Here is an 18783-nt window from a genome sequence, read left to right as displayed (position 1 = left end):
GCATAGGCCGCGATGTGGCAACCGAAAGTGCAAGATCGCCGCACCTGCTGCCGGGGCGGCGCGGGGACGACGGGAATCTCGCTTAGTGCGACGTCGTGAGGTGGAGGGGGCGGAGCATGATCTGTTCTCGGCGTACGCCGTCGGGCACGAGATCACTTGGCTCGTGGGTCAAGCGGAAGCCGGCGCGGTGGTAGAGGGCCTTGGCGCGCGCGTTGTCCACCCTGACGCATAGCCGTAGCCGCTCGGCGCCGCGCTTCTGGGCCCAGTGCGCCACCTCGTTCACCAGGCGGTCGCCGACACCGCTGCCGCGAGCGTCAGGGTGCACCCACATCGAGATCAGGTCCCGCGTCAGCGGGTCCGACGTGGGTACGCCGCTCGACATGCCGACCGGACGCCCGGCCAGGACGGCCACCAGGTTGAGTGAGCCGGGGATGCTCAACCGGTCACGCCAGCGCTGCTCGCGATCGCCGTCGCCCTGCCAGTCGGCGAGCCGTGAGCCGAACGCTTCCGGTGCCTCGGCGAGGGCGGCCAGCCGCAGCTCCCGCCAGGTGGGCCAGTCGTCGGGGGAGAGCACCAAGATGTCGATCATGCGGAGATGGTGCCCGGACGGATCGCCGGGCACCACCGCATTCCCGCCGGCCGGCGCCGCGCCCCCGCCCGGGTGCGGCGCCGGCCGGGGGTCAACTGGTCGCCGTGCAGGAGACCAGCGGAACCGGGTTGCTGCCGTTCCACGAGCCGAGCAGACCGAATGTCGTACTCGCCCCGGCAGCCAGCGTGCCGTTGTAGTTGACGTTGCGCGCGGTGACCAGCGAGCCGTTCGTGGTGACGGTGGCGCTCCACGACGAGGCGACCTGCTGGCCGTTGTTGTAGTTCCAGCTCACCGACCAGCCTCTGGTGGGTGAGCCCCCGGCGGTGACCTTCACTTCCGCCTGGAATCCGCCGCTCCACTGACCCGTGATCTGGTACGTCGCCGTGCAGGCGCCGGCCGGCGGCGGGGTGGTGGGCGGCGGGGTCGTGGGCGGGGGAGTGGTGGGCGGCGGGGTCGTCGGCGGAGGAGTGGTCGGCGGAGGAGTGGTCGGCGGCGGGGTCGTGGGCGGCGGGGTCGTGGGCGGCGGGGTCGATCCACCACCGAAGTCGACGTCACTGCACAGGTAGTACGACTGGTCCAGGTGACTCGCCTGCCAGATGGTGTAGACGATGTGCCGTCCGGTCCGTCCCGTCGCGTTGACCGGGATCTGGATGGAGACGCCACCGGTGTCCTTGTCCCACTGCGACGCCGGGGTGTTGCCGATCTGGCCGGCCAACTCGAGGTCGTTCCAGCCCAGCGGCTGGGTGGTCGAGTTGAAGCCCTGCTTCGTCACGTACACCCGGATGTAGTCGGCGCCGTGGCTGGCCTGGTCGAAGAAGCGCAGCCGGAAGTTGTTCGACACCGAGGTGGTCTTCCACGCGCCGACCGTGTCCATGGCGTTGTAGCGACCGTTCTGGGTGCGTCCGCCGCTGCACAGTTGACCGTTCGGGATAGCGCCCTGGTGGTTGCCGGCCACGCCCTCGCGGAACAGGCCGTTCCAGTTCCACATGGCCTGCGGGTCGGCCTGCCAGGCCTGCCAGCACATCGGGTCCTCGGTGGCCATGCGCGGGTTCTGGAAGTCACCGCCCCAGCGCTGCCAGCAGCTGTAGCTGCGCGAGGGCGGGTCGACGACCGAACCGTGCGCGGAGGCGGGTGGGACCAGCGCGACGCTCAGCGCGGTGGTCAACATGAGCGTGGCGGCTGCCGCGACGGCGAGCGGCCGGAGCACGCGTGGTGATCGGGCGATTGTGGACATGGAGCCCCCGGGGGGATGAGGTCGGACGACGACACCCGGACTGCCGGGAGTTGCCCACTCCCGTGCCTACTCGCTGGCTCCTGCGATGGCTCTACCCAGCACGATGCCAGGTCGATCGTCAGACGTCAATGACCTTGCGCCGCATCGGGGTGTGCGGGATGCCGTCCTCGACGTAGTCGGGGCCGCTGACCGTGAAGCCGTACCTGGAGTAGAACGCGACCAGGTGCGACTGGGCCTCCAGCACGCAGGTCCGGTCACCCACCACCTCCAGCGCCGCGGTCATCAGCCGACCGGCGTGCCCACCGCCGCGCGCCCCGGGGGCCACCACCACCCGACCGATCCGGGCGACATCGTCCGGGTCGGCCAGAATCCGCAGGTACGCCAGCGGCGCGCCGCCGTCGGTGAGCCAGAGGTGCCGGGTCCCCTCCTCGACGTCACGCCCGTCGAGTTCCGGGTACGGGCAGTTCTGCTCCACCACGAACACGTCGATGCGCAGCTTGAGCAGGTCGTGAAGGGTGCGGGCGTCCAGGTCGGCGATGAAGGCGGTCCGGATCTCGGTGGTCTGCTGGGGCACGCACCGATGGTAGGCCGGGCGGCCCGGAGAGCTCACGTGCCGGGGTGCGTCAGGCCGGGCGTGCGCCGACGGCGTCGCGGATCTCGGCACCCTCGGCGCCCTCGACCGCGCGGGCGCAGTGCCCACAGCAGAAGAACCGGCCGTTGACCTCGACACCGTGCCCGACGATCTTGACCTGGCAGTGTTCGCAGATGGGTGCCATGCGGTGGATGGCGCACTCGAAGGAGTCGAAGGTGTGTACGTCGCCGCTGACCGTGTGCACCTCGAACGCCATCCAGTAGTCGTTTCCGCAGACCTCGCAGCTCGCCATGGGAACCCCCCGTATCAGGACATGTGACCTCAGAGTGACCCAGTGCGGGGTTGTCGGGGGCGAATTGCCGTCGTCCGGTCGGCATGGGCGGCGTGTCGGCGTCGGCGTGTCGTCCGTTAGGCCTGGTGGACCGCCGTGACCCCGGAGGATCGCCATGATCAGACGAAACAAGCTCTTCGGCAGCCAGACCCGGGTGACCTTCTGCCTCCCACGGGACGCGCCACCCGGTCCGGTGAGTGTGGTGGGGTCGTTCAACGACTGGGAGCCCGGCCGGCACGAGTTGGTGACCCGCCGTGACGGCACCCGGACGGTCACCGTGAAGCTCGGCCCGGGGGAGTACCGGTTCCGCTACCTCGCCAGCGGCGGCGTCTGGCTCGACGACGAGACGGCCGACGGCGTCGACGACAGCGGCAGCCTGCTGCGACTCTGAGAGATCAACTCGTCACCATCGATGTATTTATCGATGCAGCTCTTTACTGTTAATAAAGTTTAAATTACCTTGGGGGCACCTCACCGCACCTGCAGAAGGAGCTGCCCCCATGCGTCGAAGAATCACCGTCCCGCTGGTGGCGGCGGGCGCTGTCGCCGCCACCCTCACCGTCGCCGCGCCCGCCCAGGCGCACGGCTACGTCTCCGCCCCGCCAAGCCGGCAGGCGCTCTGCGCGCAGGGCAAGGTGCCCGACTGCGGGCAGATCAAGTACGAGCCGCAGAGCGTCGAGGGCCCCAAGGGTCTCAAGAGCTGCAACGCCGGCATCACCCAGTTCGCCGTCCTCAACGACGACAGCCGGGGCTGGCCGGCCACCTCGGTCGGCAGCTCGCTGACCTTCACCTGGTTCAACACGGCCCGGCACGCCACCAGCAACTGGGAGTACTGGATCGGCAACACCCGCGTCGGCGTGGTCAACGGCAACGGGCAGCAGCCCGGCGCGACGGTCTCGCACACCGTCAACCTGGGCGGTTTCTCCGGGCGGCAGAAGATCCTCGCCGTGTGGAACATCTCCGACACCGCGAACGCCTTCTACTCCTGCATCGACGTGCAGATCGGCGGCGGCGGGTCGACACCCACCCCTACACCGACCAGCTCACCCACGCCGCGCCCGACCACCAGCCCCACCGCCGCGCCGACGACCCCGCCCCCGACGGGTGGCAGTTGGACGGCGGGCCGGGCGTACCAGGTCGGTGACCAGGTCACCTACGGCGGACTGACGTACCGCTGCCGGCAGGCCCACACGGCGATCTCCGGCTGGGAGCCGCCGAACGTACCGGCACTCTGGCAACAGGTCTGACCGCACGGGTGCGGCTCCGGCCGCACCCGTGTCGCCGCCCCACCCGATCGGAGCCCGGCATGCCCCGCGCAACCCACCTGGCGTGGTTGGTCGCCGCGTCGCTGCTCGCCGCCTGCGCCGGGCCGTCAGCGCGTCCACCGACCACCGCCTCTCCGGGGGTGGTCGACTCCGCGCCGGCCGCCGCCGACCTGAGCGGCATCGACGTGGTGTTCCTCAGCACGATGGTCGGGCACAGCGAACGTACCCTGCAGATCGTCCGGCTCGCCCGGGACCGACTGCGCGACGACGCGCTGCGCACCCTGGCCGCCGCCATCGAGGTGACCGAGGCCGACGAACTGTCGACCATGCGCGGGTGGCTGCCGACGACCGGGCCGGGCGCCAACGCCGCCGGGCACGACCACGCCGGGCACGGCGACGACGCCGCGCTCGACCGGCTGCGGGCCGCGCCGGACACCGACGTCGACCTGGTGCTACGCGAGGTCCTCGCCGATCACCAGCGGGCCGCCGCCGACCTGGCCCGGGCCCAGGTCGGCGTCGGCCGCGACGAGCGGGTCCGCGACCTGGCCCGGCGGATCGAACAGTCCCGGACCGCCGAGGTCGACCTGCTCAGTGGGTACGACGCTCAGGTCAGCGAGGCTCCAGGCGGACCGAGATCGAGTTGACGCAGTGCCGGGTGTCCTTCGGCGTGAAACCCTCGCCGTGGAACACGTGTCCCAGGTGGCTGTCGCAGCGGGCGCAGCGGATCTCCGTACGCGCCATGCCGAGGCTCCGGTCCTCGATCTCCTTGACCCGACCCGGAATGGCGTCGTCGAAGCTCGGCCACCCGCAGTGCGAGTCGAACTTCGTGTCGCTGGAGAAGAGTTCCAGGCCGCAGGCCCGGCAGTGGTAGACCCCCTGGGTCTTGGTGTCCACGTACTCGCCGGTCCACGGGCGTTCGGTGCCGTGCTCCCGCAGGACGTGGAACTCCTCCGGGGTCAGGCGGACACGCCACTCGTCCTCGGTCTTGGGCAGGTTGTTGTCGTCAAGACTCACCCGTCAACGGTACGTCGAACGTCGGGGGCGTGGCATAAGGTCGCGGGATGGGTGGCACCAAGGCAGCGGTCGCCGAGGTCGAGGTGGCCGGGCACACCGTACGGCTCAGCAGCCCCGACCGGGTGATCTTCCCGCAGCGGGGCTTCACCAAGGCGGACGTCTTCCACTACTACCTGGCCGTCGGCGACGGGATCATGCGCGCCCTGCGGGACCGGCCCACCACGCTGCAACGCTTCCCGGAGGGCGTCGAGGGCGAGGCGTTCTTCCAGAAGCGGGTGCCGACCCGGGGCGTGCCGCCCTGGATCACCACCGCCCAGATCACCTTCCCGAGCGGTCGCGGCGCGGCCGAGCTGTGCCCGGCCGACCTGGCGCACGTGGCCTGGGCGGCGCAGATGGGCACCATCGTGTTCCACCCGTGGCCGGTGCGCGCCGCTGACGTGGACCGCCCCGACGAACTGCGCATCGACCTCGACCCGCAGCCCGGCACCGACTTCGCCGACGCCGCCCGGGCCGCCGCGGAGGTCCGCGCGGTCCTCGACGAGCTGGGCGCGACCGGCTGGCCGAAGACCTCCGGTGGGCGTGGCGTGCACGTCTACCTACGCATCCAACCCCGCTGGACGTTCACCGAGGTGCGTCGGGCCACCATCGCCCTGGCCCGCGAGGTCGAGCGCCGCAATCCCGACCTGGTGACCACGGCCTGGTGGAAGGAGGAGCGGGGCCGCCGGGTCTTCGTCGACTACAACCAGATGGCCCGGGACCGGACGATCGCCTGCGCGTACTCGCTGCGCGCCAACGCCCGGGCCACCGTCTCCACCCCGGTCACCTGGGCCGAGCTGCCGGACGTCGACCCGGACGACTTCGACCTGCGTACCGTGCCGGCCCGCCTGACCGAGATCGGCGACCCGCACGCCGGCATCGACGACGCGCCGTGGGACATCACGCCCCTGCTGGAGTGGGCCGAGCGCGACGCCGCCGCCGGCCAGGGCGACCTGCCGTACCCGCCGGACCACCCCAAGATGCCCGGCGAACCCAAGCGGGTCCAGCCCAGCCGCGCCAAGCGCACCCCGTAGGTTTGCCTCACTCGGGCGGCCGGGCCGTCCACACCACGAACCTGTCGAACAGCTCCCGAGGGTCGGGTACCGCGTCCGGGTTCAGCGTGAGCAGGTCGGCCGTCGCCTCGAACAACTGGCTCGCCAGATAGACCGACAACCCCACCCGGTCGGCTTCGTACTGCACGCGCAGCAGCATCCGGGCGCCCGCGCACGGCCAGGTCGCGGCGCATATCCGGCAGAGCCAGGTCGGCCGGCGCGGTAGGTGCTGGTGCACCGGATGCAGGCCGGTCAGTGGCCCGCCCGCGGGCGGCATTCGGTTCGACGTGGACATGCCCCTAACGGTGACCGGTAAGTTGACCCGGGTCAAGGAGCCGGGTCACCTGTTTACCGTCGGCCACATGGACCTGGTAGGCGCTGCGGAAATTCGCGCGATGCTCGGCGGCATCAGTAAGCAGCGTGTTTACGTGATCACCAGCCACCGGAATTTCCCGGAGCCCGTTGCTGATCTCGTGCAGGGCAAGGTCTGGCGAAAGTCGGACGTGATGGCCTGGATTCGAGAGCACCGTCCGGAGTTGGTCGAGGGCTGATCCCCGGGCTCAGGCCTGCGGGCAACCTGTTCTTGTCGTACACCTGTTCTAGAATTTGTTCGTGATCGATGAGTTGGCGCGGGCGGACCGGGCGGTGGCGGAGTGTGCCGGCACCGCCGTCTGGCCCCTCGCCGAGCACGATCTGATCGCGATCCTCGATGCCACGCACCGGTTGCAGCAACGGCTGGCGGCGGTGCAGTTGGCGGCGATCCGCGAGCTGGACGGGCGGGGCACGGCGGTCGCGCAGGGCGCGGTCTCAACGGCGGTGTGGCTGCGCCACCGCCTGCGGCTCGACGTCGCCGCCGCGCGCCGACGGGTCGCCCTCGCGGCCTCGCTCGACGTCGCGCCACCCGGTGTGCGCGCGGCGCTGGCGGACGGCACGGTCAATGTGGAGCAGGCCCGCGTCATCGCCGACACGGCTGCCACCGTGAGCGCCTCCGCTGGCGGCGAGGTGGCCGACAAGGCGGTCGGCGTGCTCGTCGAGTGGGCGGGGCAGTTCGACCCGACGTTGCTGCGGCGGATGGGCGCCCGCATTCTCGACCACGTCGCCCCCGACCTCGCCGACGCCGCCGATGCGGCCGCCCTGGCCGCCGAGGCCGCCCGCGCGGCCCGCGACCGGCACGTCACCGTCTCTGAGCAGACCGGTGGGCGACTCCGGCTCAGCGGTGTCCTCGACGCGGAGGCCGCCGCGCTGCTGCGCGCCGCCATCGACCCGTTGAGTGCACCTTCCGGGCCGGACGACACCCGATGCGCCGGCCAGCGCCGCCATGACGCCCTCGCGGACGTGTGCCGGCTGGCGCTGCGCACCGGCGAACTGCCCGAGGCCGGCGGTGATCCGGCCCAACTCGTCGTGACCACCAGTTACGACGGACTGAGGAGGCAGTTGGGCCCCGGCACGCTCGACGTCGGCCTGCGGCTCACGCCCGACGCGGTGCGCCGGCTCGCCTGCGACGCCGCCGTCCTGCCCGCCGTGCTGGGCGGTGCTGGCCAGGTTCTCGATGTCGGCCGACAGCGCCGTCTCATCTCTGGTCCGCTGCGTCGCGCCCTGGTTCTTCGAGACGGCGGCTGCGCGTTCCCGGGCTGCGACCGGCCGCCGCGCTGGTGCGCCGCCCACCACATCCGGCACTGGACCGACGGCGGCCCGACCAACCTCGACAACGCCGTCCTGCTCTGCGGCCACCACCACCGACACGTCCACCGGAGTGACTGGGGCGTCCGCCTCGGCGGCGACGGCCATCCGGAATTCGTGCCGCCGGCCTGGCTCGACCCGGAGCAACTGCCGCGCCGCAACCACTACCACCGACGGACGTGAGCAGGAGGGTCCGTGACGGTGACGGTGACGGTGACGGTGTGCCGGTGTCAATGAATGGGGCGGCAACCCACCCGCACGATAAGCCGACAGCTATCGCTGGCGCAGAGGCGACATACTGTCGATGCCTCGCGTCACCACGACCAAGTGCCGGGGCTGGTGTTGGTAACCAGGACGCCGATACCGTAGTCGCTGATGACAACGGCGGTGTGGCGGTCTTTGTCGTACACGTTGAGTTTGTATTTGTCGCCCTTCTCCGACCACTGCCAGTAGTCGTTCACGCCGGACTGCGGCGAGAAGCTCTGCAGCTCGGACATGGTGGCGGGTGCCAGACCGTTGACGTCTACGCTCTCGGATCTGCTCCCGCCGGTCCAGGTGACATTTCCCGTCAGCGTTTCACTGGAGATGTTGACGACGAAGAAGTCGAACGATCCACCGCCGGCCATGGGCCCCTTGTCCGCGCCCTCTGATTCATCCACCGTATCGGTCCCCCGTCTCAGCCCCGGCGCCAATCGACCGGGCACAAATTCAGGCTACGGTGACGAACACGACGGTGGAGCGGAATCACCCGCTGGTCCACGCAGTCGAATATGCCGGCCGGATGTCCGAGATCGGCACGACCCCGACGCCGAGCGCAAGATCGGCGAGGTGTGTCGCACGCTGGCCCGCCATGCGGTCACCCACCCGCGCGTCGAGCCGGTGCCCGGGCGGACGCCGCCGCGCGTGGAAGCAGACGTCCTCGACCGATTGACTTCGATAGGTAAAAGGCGAAACTCGATGGATGGTTGTTGCACGTCGAGCGGCAGCCGTTCCTGGTGTCTTCCGCGATACCTCGTAAGGCGCTGGCCGGGGGAGAGGTGGCTGATGCTCGAGGACGTCACGTCGGTCCGGGTGCTCGCCTACTTCCCGTGTCAGTTCTCCGCGCCGGCCGGGTTCGAGGGTGACGTGCCCGCGGGGTGGAGCGTCACCGACGGTCTCGACGACCTTGCGTTGCAGCCCTACGGCCAACGGCTCCTCGACGAGCTGTTGGGCAGCATGCCCCGGCCGACGATGGAGATCAGCGGTGGCCCGGAGATCCTGCGGGCGGCCGACCAGGACGTCGATCCCGCGCTGGTGCCCAGCACGGAGTCCGGCGCGTGGCAGGTGGTCTCGGCCCGGATCAGCCTCTGGAACGTCGACTGTGGTCTGGTGTGCGTCACCTACCACCTGCCGGACGGCATCGTCAGCGGGGCCGCCGACGTGGTTGCCGAGGTCGCCCCGCCGGTGCAGCGGATGGTGCCCGCGGTGACGCGGCTCCTGCGCGCCGTCCTGCCGGTGCCGGACGGCGCGGACGAGGTGTTCGTCCTCTGGGCCAACACCACCTTCGCCGTACGGGTGGACCCGGACTGCGACCCGGCGCGCCGACGTGCCATCGCCGAGCAGTTCACCCCCGACGGCGTGGACTGCACGCCCGGTGGCCTCGGCGGTGGTGTGCTGCGGGTCGGCACGCACACCACGGCGGTGGTCGGTGACTTCGGGTCGCGCCCGGCCCTGCTGCTGGCGCGGTTGACCGGGGTGCACCACGTCTGCTGGGCTGCGGCCCTGCGCTACGACGCGGTGCTCTCGGCGGAGCTGTCCCAGATCGAACCGGGGCGGGGCGGCCTCTCGATGAGCGCTCTCGAAGACCAGGCCAAGCGGATACTCAGCGGATACCACCGCATCCGCCTGTTCCGGCTCGGGTACTCGTCAGTGGAGGCGCACCTCGACGCGGCCGGCGGCACCGTCTGGAACGCGTTGGAACAGCAGTGGAAGTTCCGGCTCGTCCTCACCACCCTCGACGAGCGGCTCGATTTCGTCCGGACGCTGCACCAGCAACTGGTCGGTCGACTCCAGGACCGGCGGTCCCGCCTGCTCAACGAACTGGTGCTGGCCTTCACCTTCCTCAACATCTTCGCCATCGTGCTCGCCGCCCTGACCTTCGTGGCACTGCCGAGCCTCGACGTGGGACTCCTGGCCTCGATGATCGGGTTGGGGTTGCTGCTGGCCAACCTGACCGCGTACCTCGCGTTCCGTCGCCAGATCAACGACCCGGGCCGGGCCTCGGGCGGGTGACCAGGTGAGGCCCGGACGTCACTCGCTTCTCGATAGCATCGCGGCCATGGCGACGCGACTTGTGCAGATCAACATGAAGGCTCGGGACGAGGTGGCACTCGGCGCATTCTGGGCCGAGGTGCTCGGCTGGGAGATGTCCAGCGAAGGCCCCGGTGTGACGAACCTCGAACCGAAGGATTTCGTCTATCCCGATCCCGTCGCCGTCTGCATCGACATCGTCGTCTCCACCGAGCCCAAGACGGTGAAGAACCCGGTGCACATCGACCTGGCCACCACCTCGGCGGCTCACCAGGCCCAGGTCGTCGCACGTCTGAAGGATCTTGGCGCGACACCCGCCGACGTGGGGCAGGGGGACGTGCCGTGGGTCGTCCTGGCCGACCCGGAGGGCAACGAGTTCTGCGTGCTCGACTGGCACGACTCGGACCAGGACACGGGTCCCATCGCCTCCGTCGTGGTCGACTGCGCGGACCCGAGGGGCATGGCCCGTTTCTGGGGTGAGGTGACGGACTGGACCGTGCACAAGGTGACCGACGACAACGCGGTCCTGCGCTCGTCCCGGGGCGTGGGTCCGTACCTGCAGTTTCTGCGGACGCCCGACGTGAAGACGGGGTGGAACCGCGTCCACCTCGACGTCCGCCCGTATCCGGGGGACGACATGGAGACCGAGGCGACGCGACTGCGGGCCCTGGGCGCCACGCCGATCGACCTGGGTGACAGCACGATCCCGTGGAAGGTCTTCGCCGACCCGGAGGGCAACGAGTTCTGTCTCCTCACCCCGAAGTGACCCACGCCGCGCGACGAGACGCAGCGCCGACGAACGCGCCGAGGGCCGACCGGTGTACCGATTGACTTTCGATAGTTAGCGAGCGAAACTCGATGCATGGTTGTTGAACGTCGAGCGGTGTCCGCTCTCCGAGTGTTTCTCGTGGTGTTGTTCGGGATCCTGGTCCTGTTCCAGACCCTCTCGCTGCCGGGGCAGTTCGCGCACATGGCGCAGGAGTCGCCACAGGACGCGTACCTCCGGTGGCCGGCGACGATCGTGACGGTCTTCTGGGTGCTGTGCGTCCAGGTGGTGATCGTCGCGACATGGCAACTGCTCAGCCTGGTCAAGAACGACCGCATCTTCACCGAGGCGTCGCTGAAGTGGGTCGACGCCATCGTCTGGGCCATCGCCGCCGCGTGGCTGGTGCTGGTGGGCGTCTTCCTCTACGTGGGGTTCAACGCGGGCGACCCCGGGCTGCCGCTCCTGCTGTTCCTGCTGACGGTGGGCGTCACCGTGCTGGGGCTCCTCATGGTGGTCATGCGCGCCCTGCTGCGGCAGGCCACCACGCTGCGGACCGACATGGAAGCGGTGATCTGATGCCCATCGTCGTCCGGATCGACGTCGAGCTGGCCAAGCGCAAGATGAGCGTCGGCGAGTTCGCCGAGCGCGTCGGGCTCACCCCGGCGAACGTGGCGGTGCTCAAGAACGGCCGCGCCAAGGCGGTCCGCTTCAGCACCCTCGAAGCGATGTGCCGGGTGCTCGAATGCCAGCCCGGAGACCTGCTCGAATGGGTCGAGGAGGAGACAGCATGAGATATCTCGTCGCCATCGCGGCCGTCGCCCTCGGCGTCGCCGCCGTCGTGTACGGAGGGGCCGACGACTCGCCGGGCCTGCAACTCATCGGCGCGCTGCTCGTCGTGGGCGCGATCGCCTTCGCCGTACGGACGGCTCGACGCGGTACGTGACGCCGCCGACCGTTCCCGTAATAACGATCATGTAACGGGCGCGAACCTTTCCCCATAGGTGACCTGTCTTGAAGGTCGTCGGCCCACCAGGGCCAGGGGAGGCGTCGGATGAAGCTGGTGTGGAGGCGGGCCCGCGAGGCGCGGGGACTGCTGGTTGCCGCGGTGATCGCCGCCCTGGTCGCCGTAGCGTTGGTCACCGGTCTGTCGGACTACAACCGACGTGCGGTGGACGCCGGGCAGCGCGCGTTGGTCGCGGCGTCGCCGGCCGAGGAGCGCGGCCTGCTCGTCAGCGGCTCCGGAGGTCGAGACGCCGCTGAGTTCGCCACCCGCGACCAGGCGGCGCGGGCCCAGTTCGCCGACGGGCTCGGCGGGGCGCCGGTAACCGTCTCCGTGGCGCGCTACGGCACCGGCCGGGAACTGACCGACGATCTCGGCTCGGTGCCGCGCACCGGCGACGACCCGATCTTCGCCAACCTGGCCACCCTCGACGACCTGACCGCGCACGCCGAGCTGACCGGCGGCGCGTGGCCCCGCCCCGGGGCGAAGCCAACCCAGGTGAGCCTGCCGGAGCGGGTCGCCACGACACTCGGCCTGACCGTCGGCGACCGGATTCCACTGCGGGACCGCGCCACCGAGAAGGCCAGCGAGGTGGTGCTCGCCGGCACCTGGCGACCCCGCGACCCGACCGAGGCGTACTGGCTGCTGGCACCCGGGGTGGGGACCGGCAGCGCGGGCTCGGCCACCTCGTACGGGCCGTTCGTGCTCGATCCGGCCGACTTCACGACAGCCTTCCCGGGCTCGGTGACGGCGTCCTGGCTGGCCGAACCGGACCTCGGCGGCGTCGACGCCGGTGACCTGCCCGCCGTCCGGGCCGCCGTGACCACGGCCGTGGCGGCGGTGCCCGAGGCCGCCCAACTGGGCTCCTCGGGGCAGACCTCGACGAAGATGGACCGCCTGCTGGACCGGATCGCGCGCGCCGACCTGGTGGGCCGCTCCGCGCTGGCCACCCCGCTGCTGCTCATCCTGGTGCTCGGCGGGTACGCGCTGGTGCTGGTCGCCGCACTGCTGCACGAGGACCGTCGCCCACAGACCGCGCTGCTGCGTGCCCGTGGCGCCGCCCGCCGCCAACTGGCCGGCCTGGCCGCCCGGGAGGCGACCCTGGTGGTGGCTCCGGCGGCACTGCTCGGGCCGGTGATCGCCGGCGAGGCGCTGCGATTCGTCCGCCCCGGCGGTGCGGCGGAGCTGTCCACCGCCGGCGGCAACACCACGCTGGTCTGGGCGGCAGCCGCGGCGACGGCGGCCGGCTGCCTGGTGGCCATGGTCGCGCCGACGCTGCGCGGCTCCGGCACGTACGTCGCCGACATGGCCGCGCGGTCCCGCCCGAACCGGTCGGCGAGCGTCCAACGCGCGAGCGTCGACCTGGTACTTGTCGCCCTCGCCGTGATCGCCTGGGTGCAGCTGCGCCGGTACGCCTCTCCGCTCGCCGGCTCGAACGGCCGGCTCGGTCTGGACCCGCTGCTCATCGCCGCCCCAACCCTCGGCGTGCTGGCCGGGGCCGTGCTGGCACTGCGGGTGCTTCCGCCGCTCACCCGGTTCGCCGAGCGGTTCGTCGACCGACGGCCGTGGACGGCCACCATGCTGGGGATGTGGCAGGCGGGCCGCCGTCCCCACGCCGGGCCCGTGCTGCTGCTCGCGCTCGCCGTCGGCGGCAGCACGCTCGCCTGGTCCCTGGTCAGTACCGGGGAACGGTCCCAGGTCGAGCAGGCCGGCCACACGGTCGGCGCCGACCTGCGGTTGACCGAGCGGGCCGGACTGGCTCCGGCGACCCGGGCCGGCGAGCTCGCCGCGCTGCCGGGCGTGCGCCGGGCGCTGCCGGTGTGGCGCGACGAGGTACGGGTCGGCCGGGGGGACCTGCCCGTCACCGTGATCGGCTTCGACCCGGCCGGCGCGCCCGGCGTCGTCCGGCTCGCCGACCGGCTGAGCGACGAGCCGGTGTCGACGCAGTACCAACGGATGATCGGGGCCCGGGGTGCACCCACCGGCGTCGAACTGCCCGCCGGCACCCGCGCCATCACCGGTACGGCTCGCACCCCCGTCGAGAGGGCCTTCCGCTCACTGGAAGTCGCTGTGTCGTTGCTGGTCACCAGCAGCGACGGCTCGGCCTTCCGGCTGCCGGCGGTCAACGCCACCAGCGACGGACGGGCCACGCCGTTCACCGTGCAACTGCCTGACGTGGGGGACGCGCGACTGCGGTTGGCCGGATTCGAGGCCGACGGTGGGGCGGCGGCCGGGAACGCGTACCGGCTCCAGGTGGACGGGCTGACGCTCGTCGGCGCGGACGGCACCAGACGGCCCGCCGAGGTGACCGGGGGCTGGAGCACCACGGCCGGCGGTAAGCCGGCCGCCACGGCACAGTCCAGCACGAGCGGCGTCTCCGCCAGCTTCCCGGTGGAGGTCATTCCCGGCGGACAGTTCGCCTACCAACCACCCACCCGGTTCGCCATCGTGCCCGCCGGGCAGATCACCCCCGTTCCGGTCCTGATGACGCCCGGGGTGCGCGACGCGTTGAGCCTGCACACCGGCGACACCCTCACCCTGGCCCTCTCCGGCGCGTCCGTGCCGGCCCGGTTGGTCGGTGAGCTGGACTCCGTGCCGACCACCGCCGGCGACGGCGTGCTGCTCGACCTGCCCACGGCGGTCGACGCGCTGATCCGCGCCGGCGGAACCGTTCGAGGCGTACCCGAGTGGTGGGTGGGCGCCGACGACCCGGCGGCCGCCGCACGCGCCGCCGGCGAACTGACCGGCGTCACCGTCCTCGACAGGCGTGCCGCGATCGAGGCCGCCGCCGACGACCCGTACTGGCGGGGGGCGCGCACCGGGATGCTCGCCGCCGCCCTCGGCGCGGTGCTGCTCGCCCTGGTCGGCCTCATGGTCGACGTGTGGGCGACCGCCCGACGCCGGATGAGCGAGTTCGCGGTGCTGACCACCCTCGGCGCGACGCCCCGACTGCTGGCCCGGGCTCTGCTCGCCGAGCAGACCTTCCTGGCCGGCATCGGCGTCGGGGTCGGTCTGCTGCTCGGTGCCACGGTCGGAGCCACCATGGCTCCACTCGTCATCCTCACTCCGGCCGCCGGCCGGCCGGTACCCCCGGCGGCGTTCGCGCTGCCCTGGGTGCCCATCGGCCTGACCGCGGTCGGCCTGCTGCTGGCGGCGCTCGCCTTCAGCGCGTTCATCGCCACCGGCATCCGTCAGCGGGTGGCGGCGGTGCAGCTGCGAATCGGGGGAGAACGATGAGCGTCGGCGCGGCCGCCCGCCGGGTCCGGGCGTACGGCGGGCAGTTCCTGCTGCTGGCGGTGTTGACCCTGGTGGTCACGCTGCTGGTCAGTGGAGTGCCCCGACTGGTCAACCGGCTCGCCGAAGAGGGCCTGCGAGCGTTGCTCAACAGCGAGCAGGCCGACCGCCGGGATCTCAACTACGCCACCGGGGAGGTCGTGACCGGTGCCGCGCCGGTCATGCCCGGCGCTCGGGAACAGTTCGACAGCCTGGTCGAGGGGATGCCGCCGCAGATTCGCTCCGCCGTCACCGAACGATGGCTCAGCGTGGACACCACGCCGAACCGGGTGGTCGGTCCCGACCTCAAGGCCCGCAACCTGCTGGTCAACCTCGGTCTGCGTGCCATGCCCGGCATCCAGCAGGAGAGCAACCTCGTCGAGGGCGCCTGGCCGAACGAGACCTACGTCGCCGGCCGGCCCATCGAGCTGGCCCTCGACACGGACGTGGCGCGCAAGCTCAACCTGCGCGTCGGCAGCCGGCTCGATCTGCGTCAGCTCGCCGACGATGGCAAACCGACACCGATGGTCGTGGTCGGGCTGTTCCGACCCGTCGACCGGGCGGACGGCGCCTGGGGCGGGTTGCCGCAGGTGCTCCAGGTCGTCGAACCGGAGGGCGACGGCCAGCCCTTCATCGGCGTCGGCGTGGTCGCCCCGGTGGTCCTCGACAAGGGCGCCGCGGCCGGCTGGCCGGTGCGCACGCAGTGGCGCTACCGCCTTGGCGTGGACCGGATCGACGCACGCCAGCTCGACCAGGTGATCGAGAACCTGCAACAGTTGCAGCGTCACGTCCCGCCCGGTCTCACGCTGACCCAGGCCGTCGACATCCCGCTGCGCGCGTTCGCCGCCCAGGTGAACTCCGCCCGGACCCTGCTCGCGGTGGTCGGGGCAGGAATCCTGGCCACGCTGGCCGGGCTGATCCTGCTCGCGGCGACCCTGTCCACCCGCCGACGCCGCTCCGAGTTCGCGCTGATCCGGGCCCGTGGTGGCGCGGCCACCGCCGGTGCCCGCCGCAGCCTCGCCGAGTCACTGCTGGTGGTGCCGGTCGCCGCGGCGCTCGGTTGGTGGCTGGGCACCCTGTTCCCCGGTACGCCCGACCCGACCGCGCCGTACGCCGCCGCGGCGACTCTGCTGGTCACCCTGGCACTGCCGCTGGCGACGCTCGCGGTGCAGGGTGCCGGCGCGGCCCGCCAGGATCTGGTCCGGATACGTCCGTCGACACGGCGGCTGACCGTCGAGGTCTTCCTGCTGTTGCTGGCCGGGCTCGCCGCCGTACTGCTGCGCCGGCGCGGGCTCACCCTCGGCGAGGTCGACCCGCTGCTCGTGTCGGTGCCGGTGCTGATCGCGGTCGCCGCGGCGGTGCTCGCGCTGCGCGCGTACCCCTGGCCGTTGTTGCTCGTCAGTCGGCTCGCCGCGCGGACCCGCGGGAGCGTGACCTTCCTCGGCACCGCGCGGGCCGGGCGCTCGACGGTCGCCGCGCCGCTGGTCGTCGTGGTGCTGGCCATCGGTACAGCGGCCTTCTGCGCGGTCGTCGCCGCCGGCGTCGACGCGAGCCGGGGCCGGGCCGCCGAGCAGGTCGTCCCCGCCGACGCGCTGATCCGGGGGGAACGCTTCGCCCCGGACACGGTCGACGCGCTGGACCGTCTGCCCGGCGTCGATGCCGCGACGCCGGTGCTGATCGAGCCGGACCAGCGGCTGGCGAGGGACGAGGTCGGCACCGACGCGCGGATCGGGCAGACCACGGTGCTGCTTGTCGACGGCCCCGGGTTGGCCAGGGTGACCGGCGAGTCCGGGGTGGACGTCACGGTGCCGGACGCGTTGCGCTCCGCCCGCGCCGAACCGGGGGCCGTGCCGGCGATCGTGTCACCGGCCGTCGCCGCCGACCTGGCGCGGACGGATCTGCGGGACTCGGCGTTCGTCGCCGTGCAGGGGCAGCGGTACGAGTTCCGGGTTGCCGGCTCGCAGGACAGCTTCCCCCTGCTGGCGGCGACCACCGGTCGGTTCGTGATCCTGCCCTGGCAGGCGTTACCGGCGCGGACCACCACGCCGGCGCCGACCAGCCTGCTCGTCGCCGGTGACCGGATCGACGCGGAGGCGCTGCGGCAGGCCGGTGACCAGGGTCAGTTGCGCTACCAGAAGCAGGGGGCGGTCACCGGCCGGGAACGGCCGCTGGGCGTCACCGTCGACACCCGAGTGGGCGTACGACACCAGCTCGGTGACGGCGGCGCGAACGGCGTCCTGGCCTTCGGGTTCCTGGGGGGCGCTGCCGGCGGCACGGTCCTCGGCCTGCTGGCCATCGCGTTCACCGTGCTGGCCGGCGCGCGGGCCCGCGGGCAGGTGCTGTCCCGGCTGCGAACCCTCGGCCTGTCCCGCCGCCAGTGGCGAGGGCTGCTGCTGGTCGAGCTGACCCCGCTGGTCGGGATGTCGGTGCTGACCGGAGCACTCGTCGGCGCGGTGCTCCCACTGGTGCTCAATCCGGTGCTCGGCCTGTCCGCGTTCACCGGCGGGGTGCCGGTCCGGGTGGCGTTCGAACCCGGGCTGGTCGTCGCGGTGGTCGCGCTCGGGGCGATCGCCCTCGGCTTCGCGGTCGCCGTCGAGGCCCTGAACAACCGCCGGCTGCGCCTCGGTGAGGTGCTGCGGCTCGGAGAGGAGAGCTGAGATGACCGCTACCGCCCAGAGTGCCCTGGTGCCCGACCTGGCTTCCCTGCAGCAGCGGGCGGCGCAACGTGCCGCCGAGCGAGCCGGCGGACAGGACCGTCTACGCGGACACATCGTCTGCGACGGCCTGGTACGCATCTTCAAGACCGAGGGGGTCGAGGTGGTCGCCCTACAGGGGCTCGACCTGGTCATCGACCGGGGTGAGCTGGTGGCGATCGTCGGTGCGTCCGGCTCGGGCAAGTCGACCCTGCTCAACATCCTCTCCGGCCTGGACACGCCGACCGCCGGCATCGCACGGGTGGCCGACTACGACCTGCTCTCGCTCTCCGCGAAGCGCCGGCTGAGCTACCGCCGGCAGCTCGTCGGGTTCGTCTGGCAACAGACCGGCCGCAACCTGCTGCCGTACCTCACCGCGCTGGAGAACGTGGAGCTGCCGATGCAGCTGGCCGGCACGCGCTCCGGGCGGGCCCGCCGCGAGCGCGCGCGGGAACTGCTCGACCTGGTCGGCGTGGGCTACGGCGCGGACCGGCGGCCCGGTCAGCTCAGCGGGGGCGAGCAGCAGCGGGTCGCGGTGGCGGTGGCCGTCGCCAACGACCCCGAGGTGCTCTTCGCCGACGAGCCCACCGGCGAGCTGGACGAGGCCACCGGCGCGGAGGTCTTCGGGGCGCTGCGCACCATCAACGCCGAACTGGGCGTGACCATCGTGATCGTCACCCACGACCATGCCGTCGCCACGCAGGTCCGCCGGACCGTCGCGATCCGCGACGGTCGAACCGCCTCCGAGGTACGTCGGACCGCGCGCGTCGGGGCGGACGGCAACACCGAACTGGTCAGCGAGGAGTACGCGGTGCTGGACCGTAACGGTCGGATGCAGCTACCGGCCGCGTTCGTCGACGCGCTGTCGCTGAAGGAGCGGGTCCGGCTCGATCTGGAGCCCGACCACGTGCAGGTACGGCCCGGTGACCGGGTCTCTCAGGAGCGGGAGGCGCAGGCGTGAGCTTTCAC

General features: G+C 71.7%; 21 protein-coding genes. 14 read left to right on the top strand and 7 right to left on the bottom strand.

The features are described from left to right. Window positions 1-82: 82 nt before the first annotated feature. The 4 genes from ABZU91_RS04865 to ABZU91_RS04850 form a co-directional block, all read right to left on the bottom strand. On the bottom strand, window positions 83-589 hold the full coding sequence (locus ABZU91_RS04865; RefSeq protein ID WP_355233966.1) for a GNAT family N-acetyltransferase: 507 nt from the start codon (window positions 587-589) through the stop codon (window positions 83-85). 91 nt (window positions 590-680) lie between these two features. Next, window positions 681-1757, bottom strand: coding sequence for a lytic polysaccharide monooxygenase (locus ABZU91_RS04860; RefSeq protein ID WP_355234806.1), 1077 nt, complete (start codon window positions 1755-1757; stop codon window positions 681-683). Window positions 1758-1941: 184 nt separating this feature from the next. Next, on the bottom strand, window positions 1942-2397 hold the full coding sequence (locus ABZU91_RS04855; RefSeq protein ID WP_355233964.1) for a GNAT family N-acetyltransferase: 456 nt from the start codon (window positions 2395-2397) through the stop codon (window positions 1942-1944). 49 nt (window positions 2398-2446) lie between these two features. Next, window positions 2447-2707 carry a Prokaryotic metallothionein gene (locus ABZU91_RS04850; protein ID WP_355233962.1) on the bottom strand — a complete coding sequence of 87 codons (261 nt, stop codon included), beginning with the start codon at window positions 2705-2707 and terminating at the stop codon, window positions 2447-2449. 154 nt (window positions 2708-2861) lie between these two features. On the opposite strand from ABZU91_RS04850, the gene ABZU91_RS04845 reads away from it, so the two are divergent. From ABZU91_RS04845 to ABZU91_RS04835, 3 genes are all read left to right on the top strand, one after another. After that, window positions 2862-3137 (top strand): isoamylase early set domain-containing protein, encoded by a 276-nt coding sequence (locus tag ABZU91_RS04845; protein ID WP_355233960.1) that lies wholly within the window; start codon window positions 2862-2864, stop codon window positions 3135-3137. A 109-nt stretch (window positions 3138-3246) separates the two neighbouring features. Further along, entirely contained in the window at window positions 3247-3993 is a 747-nt protein-coding gene (locus ABZU91_RS04840) for a lytic polysaccharide monooxygenase (RefSeq protein ID WP_355233958.1), read from the top strand. A 59-nt stretch (window positions 3994-4052) separates the two neighbouring features. Then, window positions 4053-4655 (top strand): DUF305 domain-containing protein, encoded by a 603-nt coding sequence (locus tag ABZU91_RS04835; protein ID WP_355233956.1) that lies wholly within the window; start codon window positions 4053-4055, stop codon window positions 4653-4655. On the opposite strand, the gene msrB is transcribed toward ABZU91_RS04835, so the two are convergent. Beyond that, window positions 4621-5025 (bottom strand): peptide-methionine (R)-S-oxide reductase MsrB, encoded by a 405-nt coding sequence (gene msrB / locus ABZU91_RS04830; protein WP_355233954.1) that lies wholly within the window; start codon window positions 5023-5025, stop codon window positions 4621-4623. The two genes, ABZU91_RS04835 and msrB, sit on opposite strands and share 35 nt — an antisense overlap. A gap of 47 nt (window positions 5026-5072) precedes the next feature. Here msrB and ligD point away from each other — a divergent pair, with 47 nt between their 5' ends. Beyond that, the gene (gene ligD, locus ABZU91_RS04825) at window positions 5073-6095 is read left to right on the top strand and encodes a non-homologous end-joining DNA ligase (protein WP_355233952.1); all 1023 of its coding nucleotides are present in this window, start codon (window positions 5073-5075) and stop codon (window positions 6093-6095) included. A gap of 7 nt (window positions 6096-6102) precedes the next feature. Here ligD and ABZU91_RS04820 read toward each other — a convergent pair whose 3' ends face one another. Next, a complete protein-coding gene (locus ABZU91_RS04820) occupies window positions 6103-6390 on the bottom strand; it encodes a hypothetical protein (RefSeq protein WP_355234803.1) in 288 nt (95 codons plus the stop codon). A gap of 85 nt (window positions 6391-6475) precedes the next feature. On the opposite strand from ABZU91_RS04820, the gene ABZU91_RS04815 reads away from it, so the two are divergent. Together ABZU91_RS04815 and ABZU91_RS04810 are read left to right on the top strand one after the other, a co-directional pair. After that, a complete protein-coding gene (locus ABZU91_RS04815) occupies window positions 6476-6664 on the top strand; it encodes a hypothetical protein (protein WP_355233950.1) in 189 nt (62 codons plus the stop codon). Between the two features lie 61 nt (window positions 6665-6725). Then, window positions 6726-7976: a DUF222 domain-containing protein gene (locus ABZU91_RS04810; RefSeq protein WP_355233948.1), complete on the top strand. Its 1251-nt coding sequence runs from the start codon at window positions 6726-6728 to the stop codon at window positions 7974-7976. Between the two features lie 131 nt (window positions 7977-8107). On the opposite strand, the gene ABZU91_RS04805 is transcribed toward ABZU91_RS04810, so the two are convergent. Next, entirely contained in the window at window positions 8108-8452 is a 345-nt protein-coding gene (locus ABZU91_RS04805) for a hypothetical protein (RefSeq protein WP_355233946.1), read from the bottom strand. A gap of 385 nt (window positions 8453-8837) precedes the next feature. On the opposite strand from ABZU91_RS04805, the gene ABZU91_RS04800 reads away from it, so the two are divergent. The 8 genes from ABZU91_RS04800 to ABZU91_RS04765 all read left to right on the top strand — a co-directional run bounded on the left by ABZU91_RS04800 (window position 8838) and on the right by ABZU91_RS04765 (window position 18775). Next, on the top strand, window positions 8838-10064 hold the full coding sequence (locus tag ABZU91_RS04800) for a hypothetical protein (RefSeq protein WP_355233944.1): 1227 nt from the start codon (window positions 8838-8840) through the stop codon (window positions 10062-10064). A gap of 46 nt (window positions 10065-10110) precedes the next feature. Continuing rightward, window positions 10111-10848, top strand: a complete 738-nt coding sequence (locus ABZU91_RS04795) for a VOC family protein (RefSeq protein WP_355233942.1) — start codon at window positions 10111-10113, stop codon at window positions 10846-10848. 117 nt (window positions 10849-10965) lie between these two features. Then, window positions 10966-11424 carry a DUF2975 domain-containing protein gene (locus ABZU91_RS04790; protein WP_355233940.1) on the top strand — a complete coding sequence of 153 codons (459 nt, stop codon included), beginning with the start codon at window positions 10966-10968 and terminating at the stop codon, window positions 11422-11424. After that, a complete protein-coding gene (locus tag ABZU91_RS04785; RefSeq protein WP_355051732.1) occupies window positions 11424-11639 on the top strand; it encodes a helix-turn-helix transcriptional regulator in 216 nt (71 codons plus the stop codon). Before ABZU91_RS04790 ends, ABZU91_RS04785 begins: the two co-directional genes overlap by 1 nt. Beyond that, the gene (locus tag ABZU91_RS04780) at window positions 11636-11791 is read left to right on the top strand and encodes a hypothetical protein (RefSeq protein ID WP_355233938.1); all 156 of its coding nucleotides are present in this window, start codon (window positions 11636-11638) and stop codon (window positions 11789-11791) included. The genes ABZU91_RS04785 and ABZU91_RS04780 overlap by 4 nt, the downstream gene beginning before the upstream one ends. Before the next feature lie 108 nt (window positions 11792-11899). Continuing rightward, window positions 11900-15085 (top strand): ABC transporter permease, encoded by a 3186-nt coding sequence (locus ABZU91_RS04775; RefSeq protein ID WP_355233936.1) that lies wholly within the window; start codon window positions 11900-11902, stop codon window positions 15083-15085. Continuing rightward, window positions 15082-17778, top strand: a complete 2697-nt coding sequence (locus ABZU91_RS04770; RefSeq protein ID WP_355233934.1) for an FtsX-like permease family protein — start codon at window positions 15082-15084, stop codon at window positions 17776-17778. Before ABZU91_RS04775 ends, ABZU91_RS04770 begins: the two co-directional genes overlap by 4 nt. A 1-nt stretch (window position 17779) precedes the next feature. Beyond that, on the top strand, window positions 17780-18775 hold the full coding sequence (locus tag ABZU91_RS04765) for an ABC transporter ATP-binding protein (RefSeq protein ID WP_355233932.1): 996 nt from the start codon (window positions 17780-17782) through the stop codon (window positions 18773-18775). The last annotated feature ends 8 nt before the right edge of the window (window positions 18776-18783 follow it).

Origin of the sequence: Micromonospora sp. NPDC005174, assembly GCF_040608495.1 — a bacterium.
In the GTDB taxonomy this organism is placed as follows: domain Bacteria; phylum Actinomycetota; class Actinomycetes; order Mycobacteriales; family Micromonosporaceae; genus Micromonospora.
Note: the sequence above shows the minus strand (reverse complement) of the source record. Positions and strands in the feature narration are given on the sequence as shown.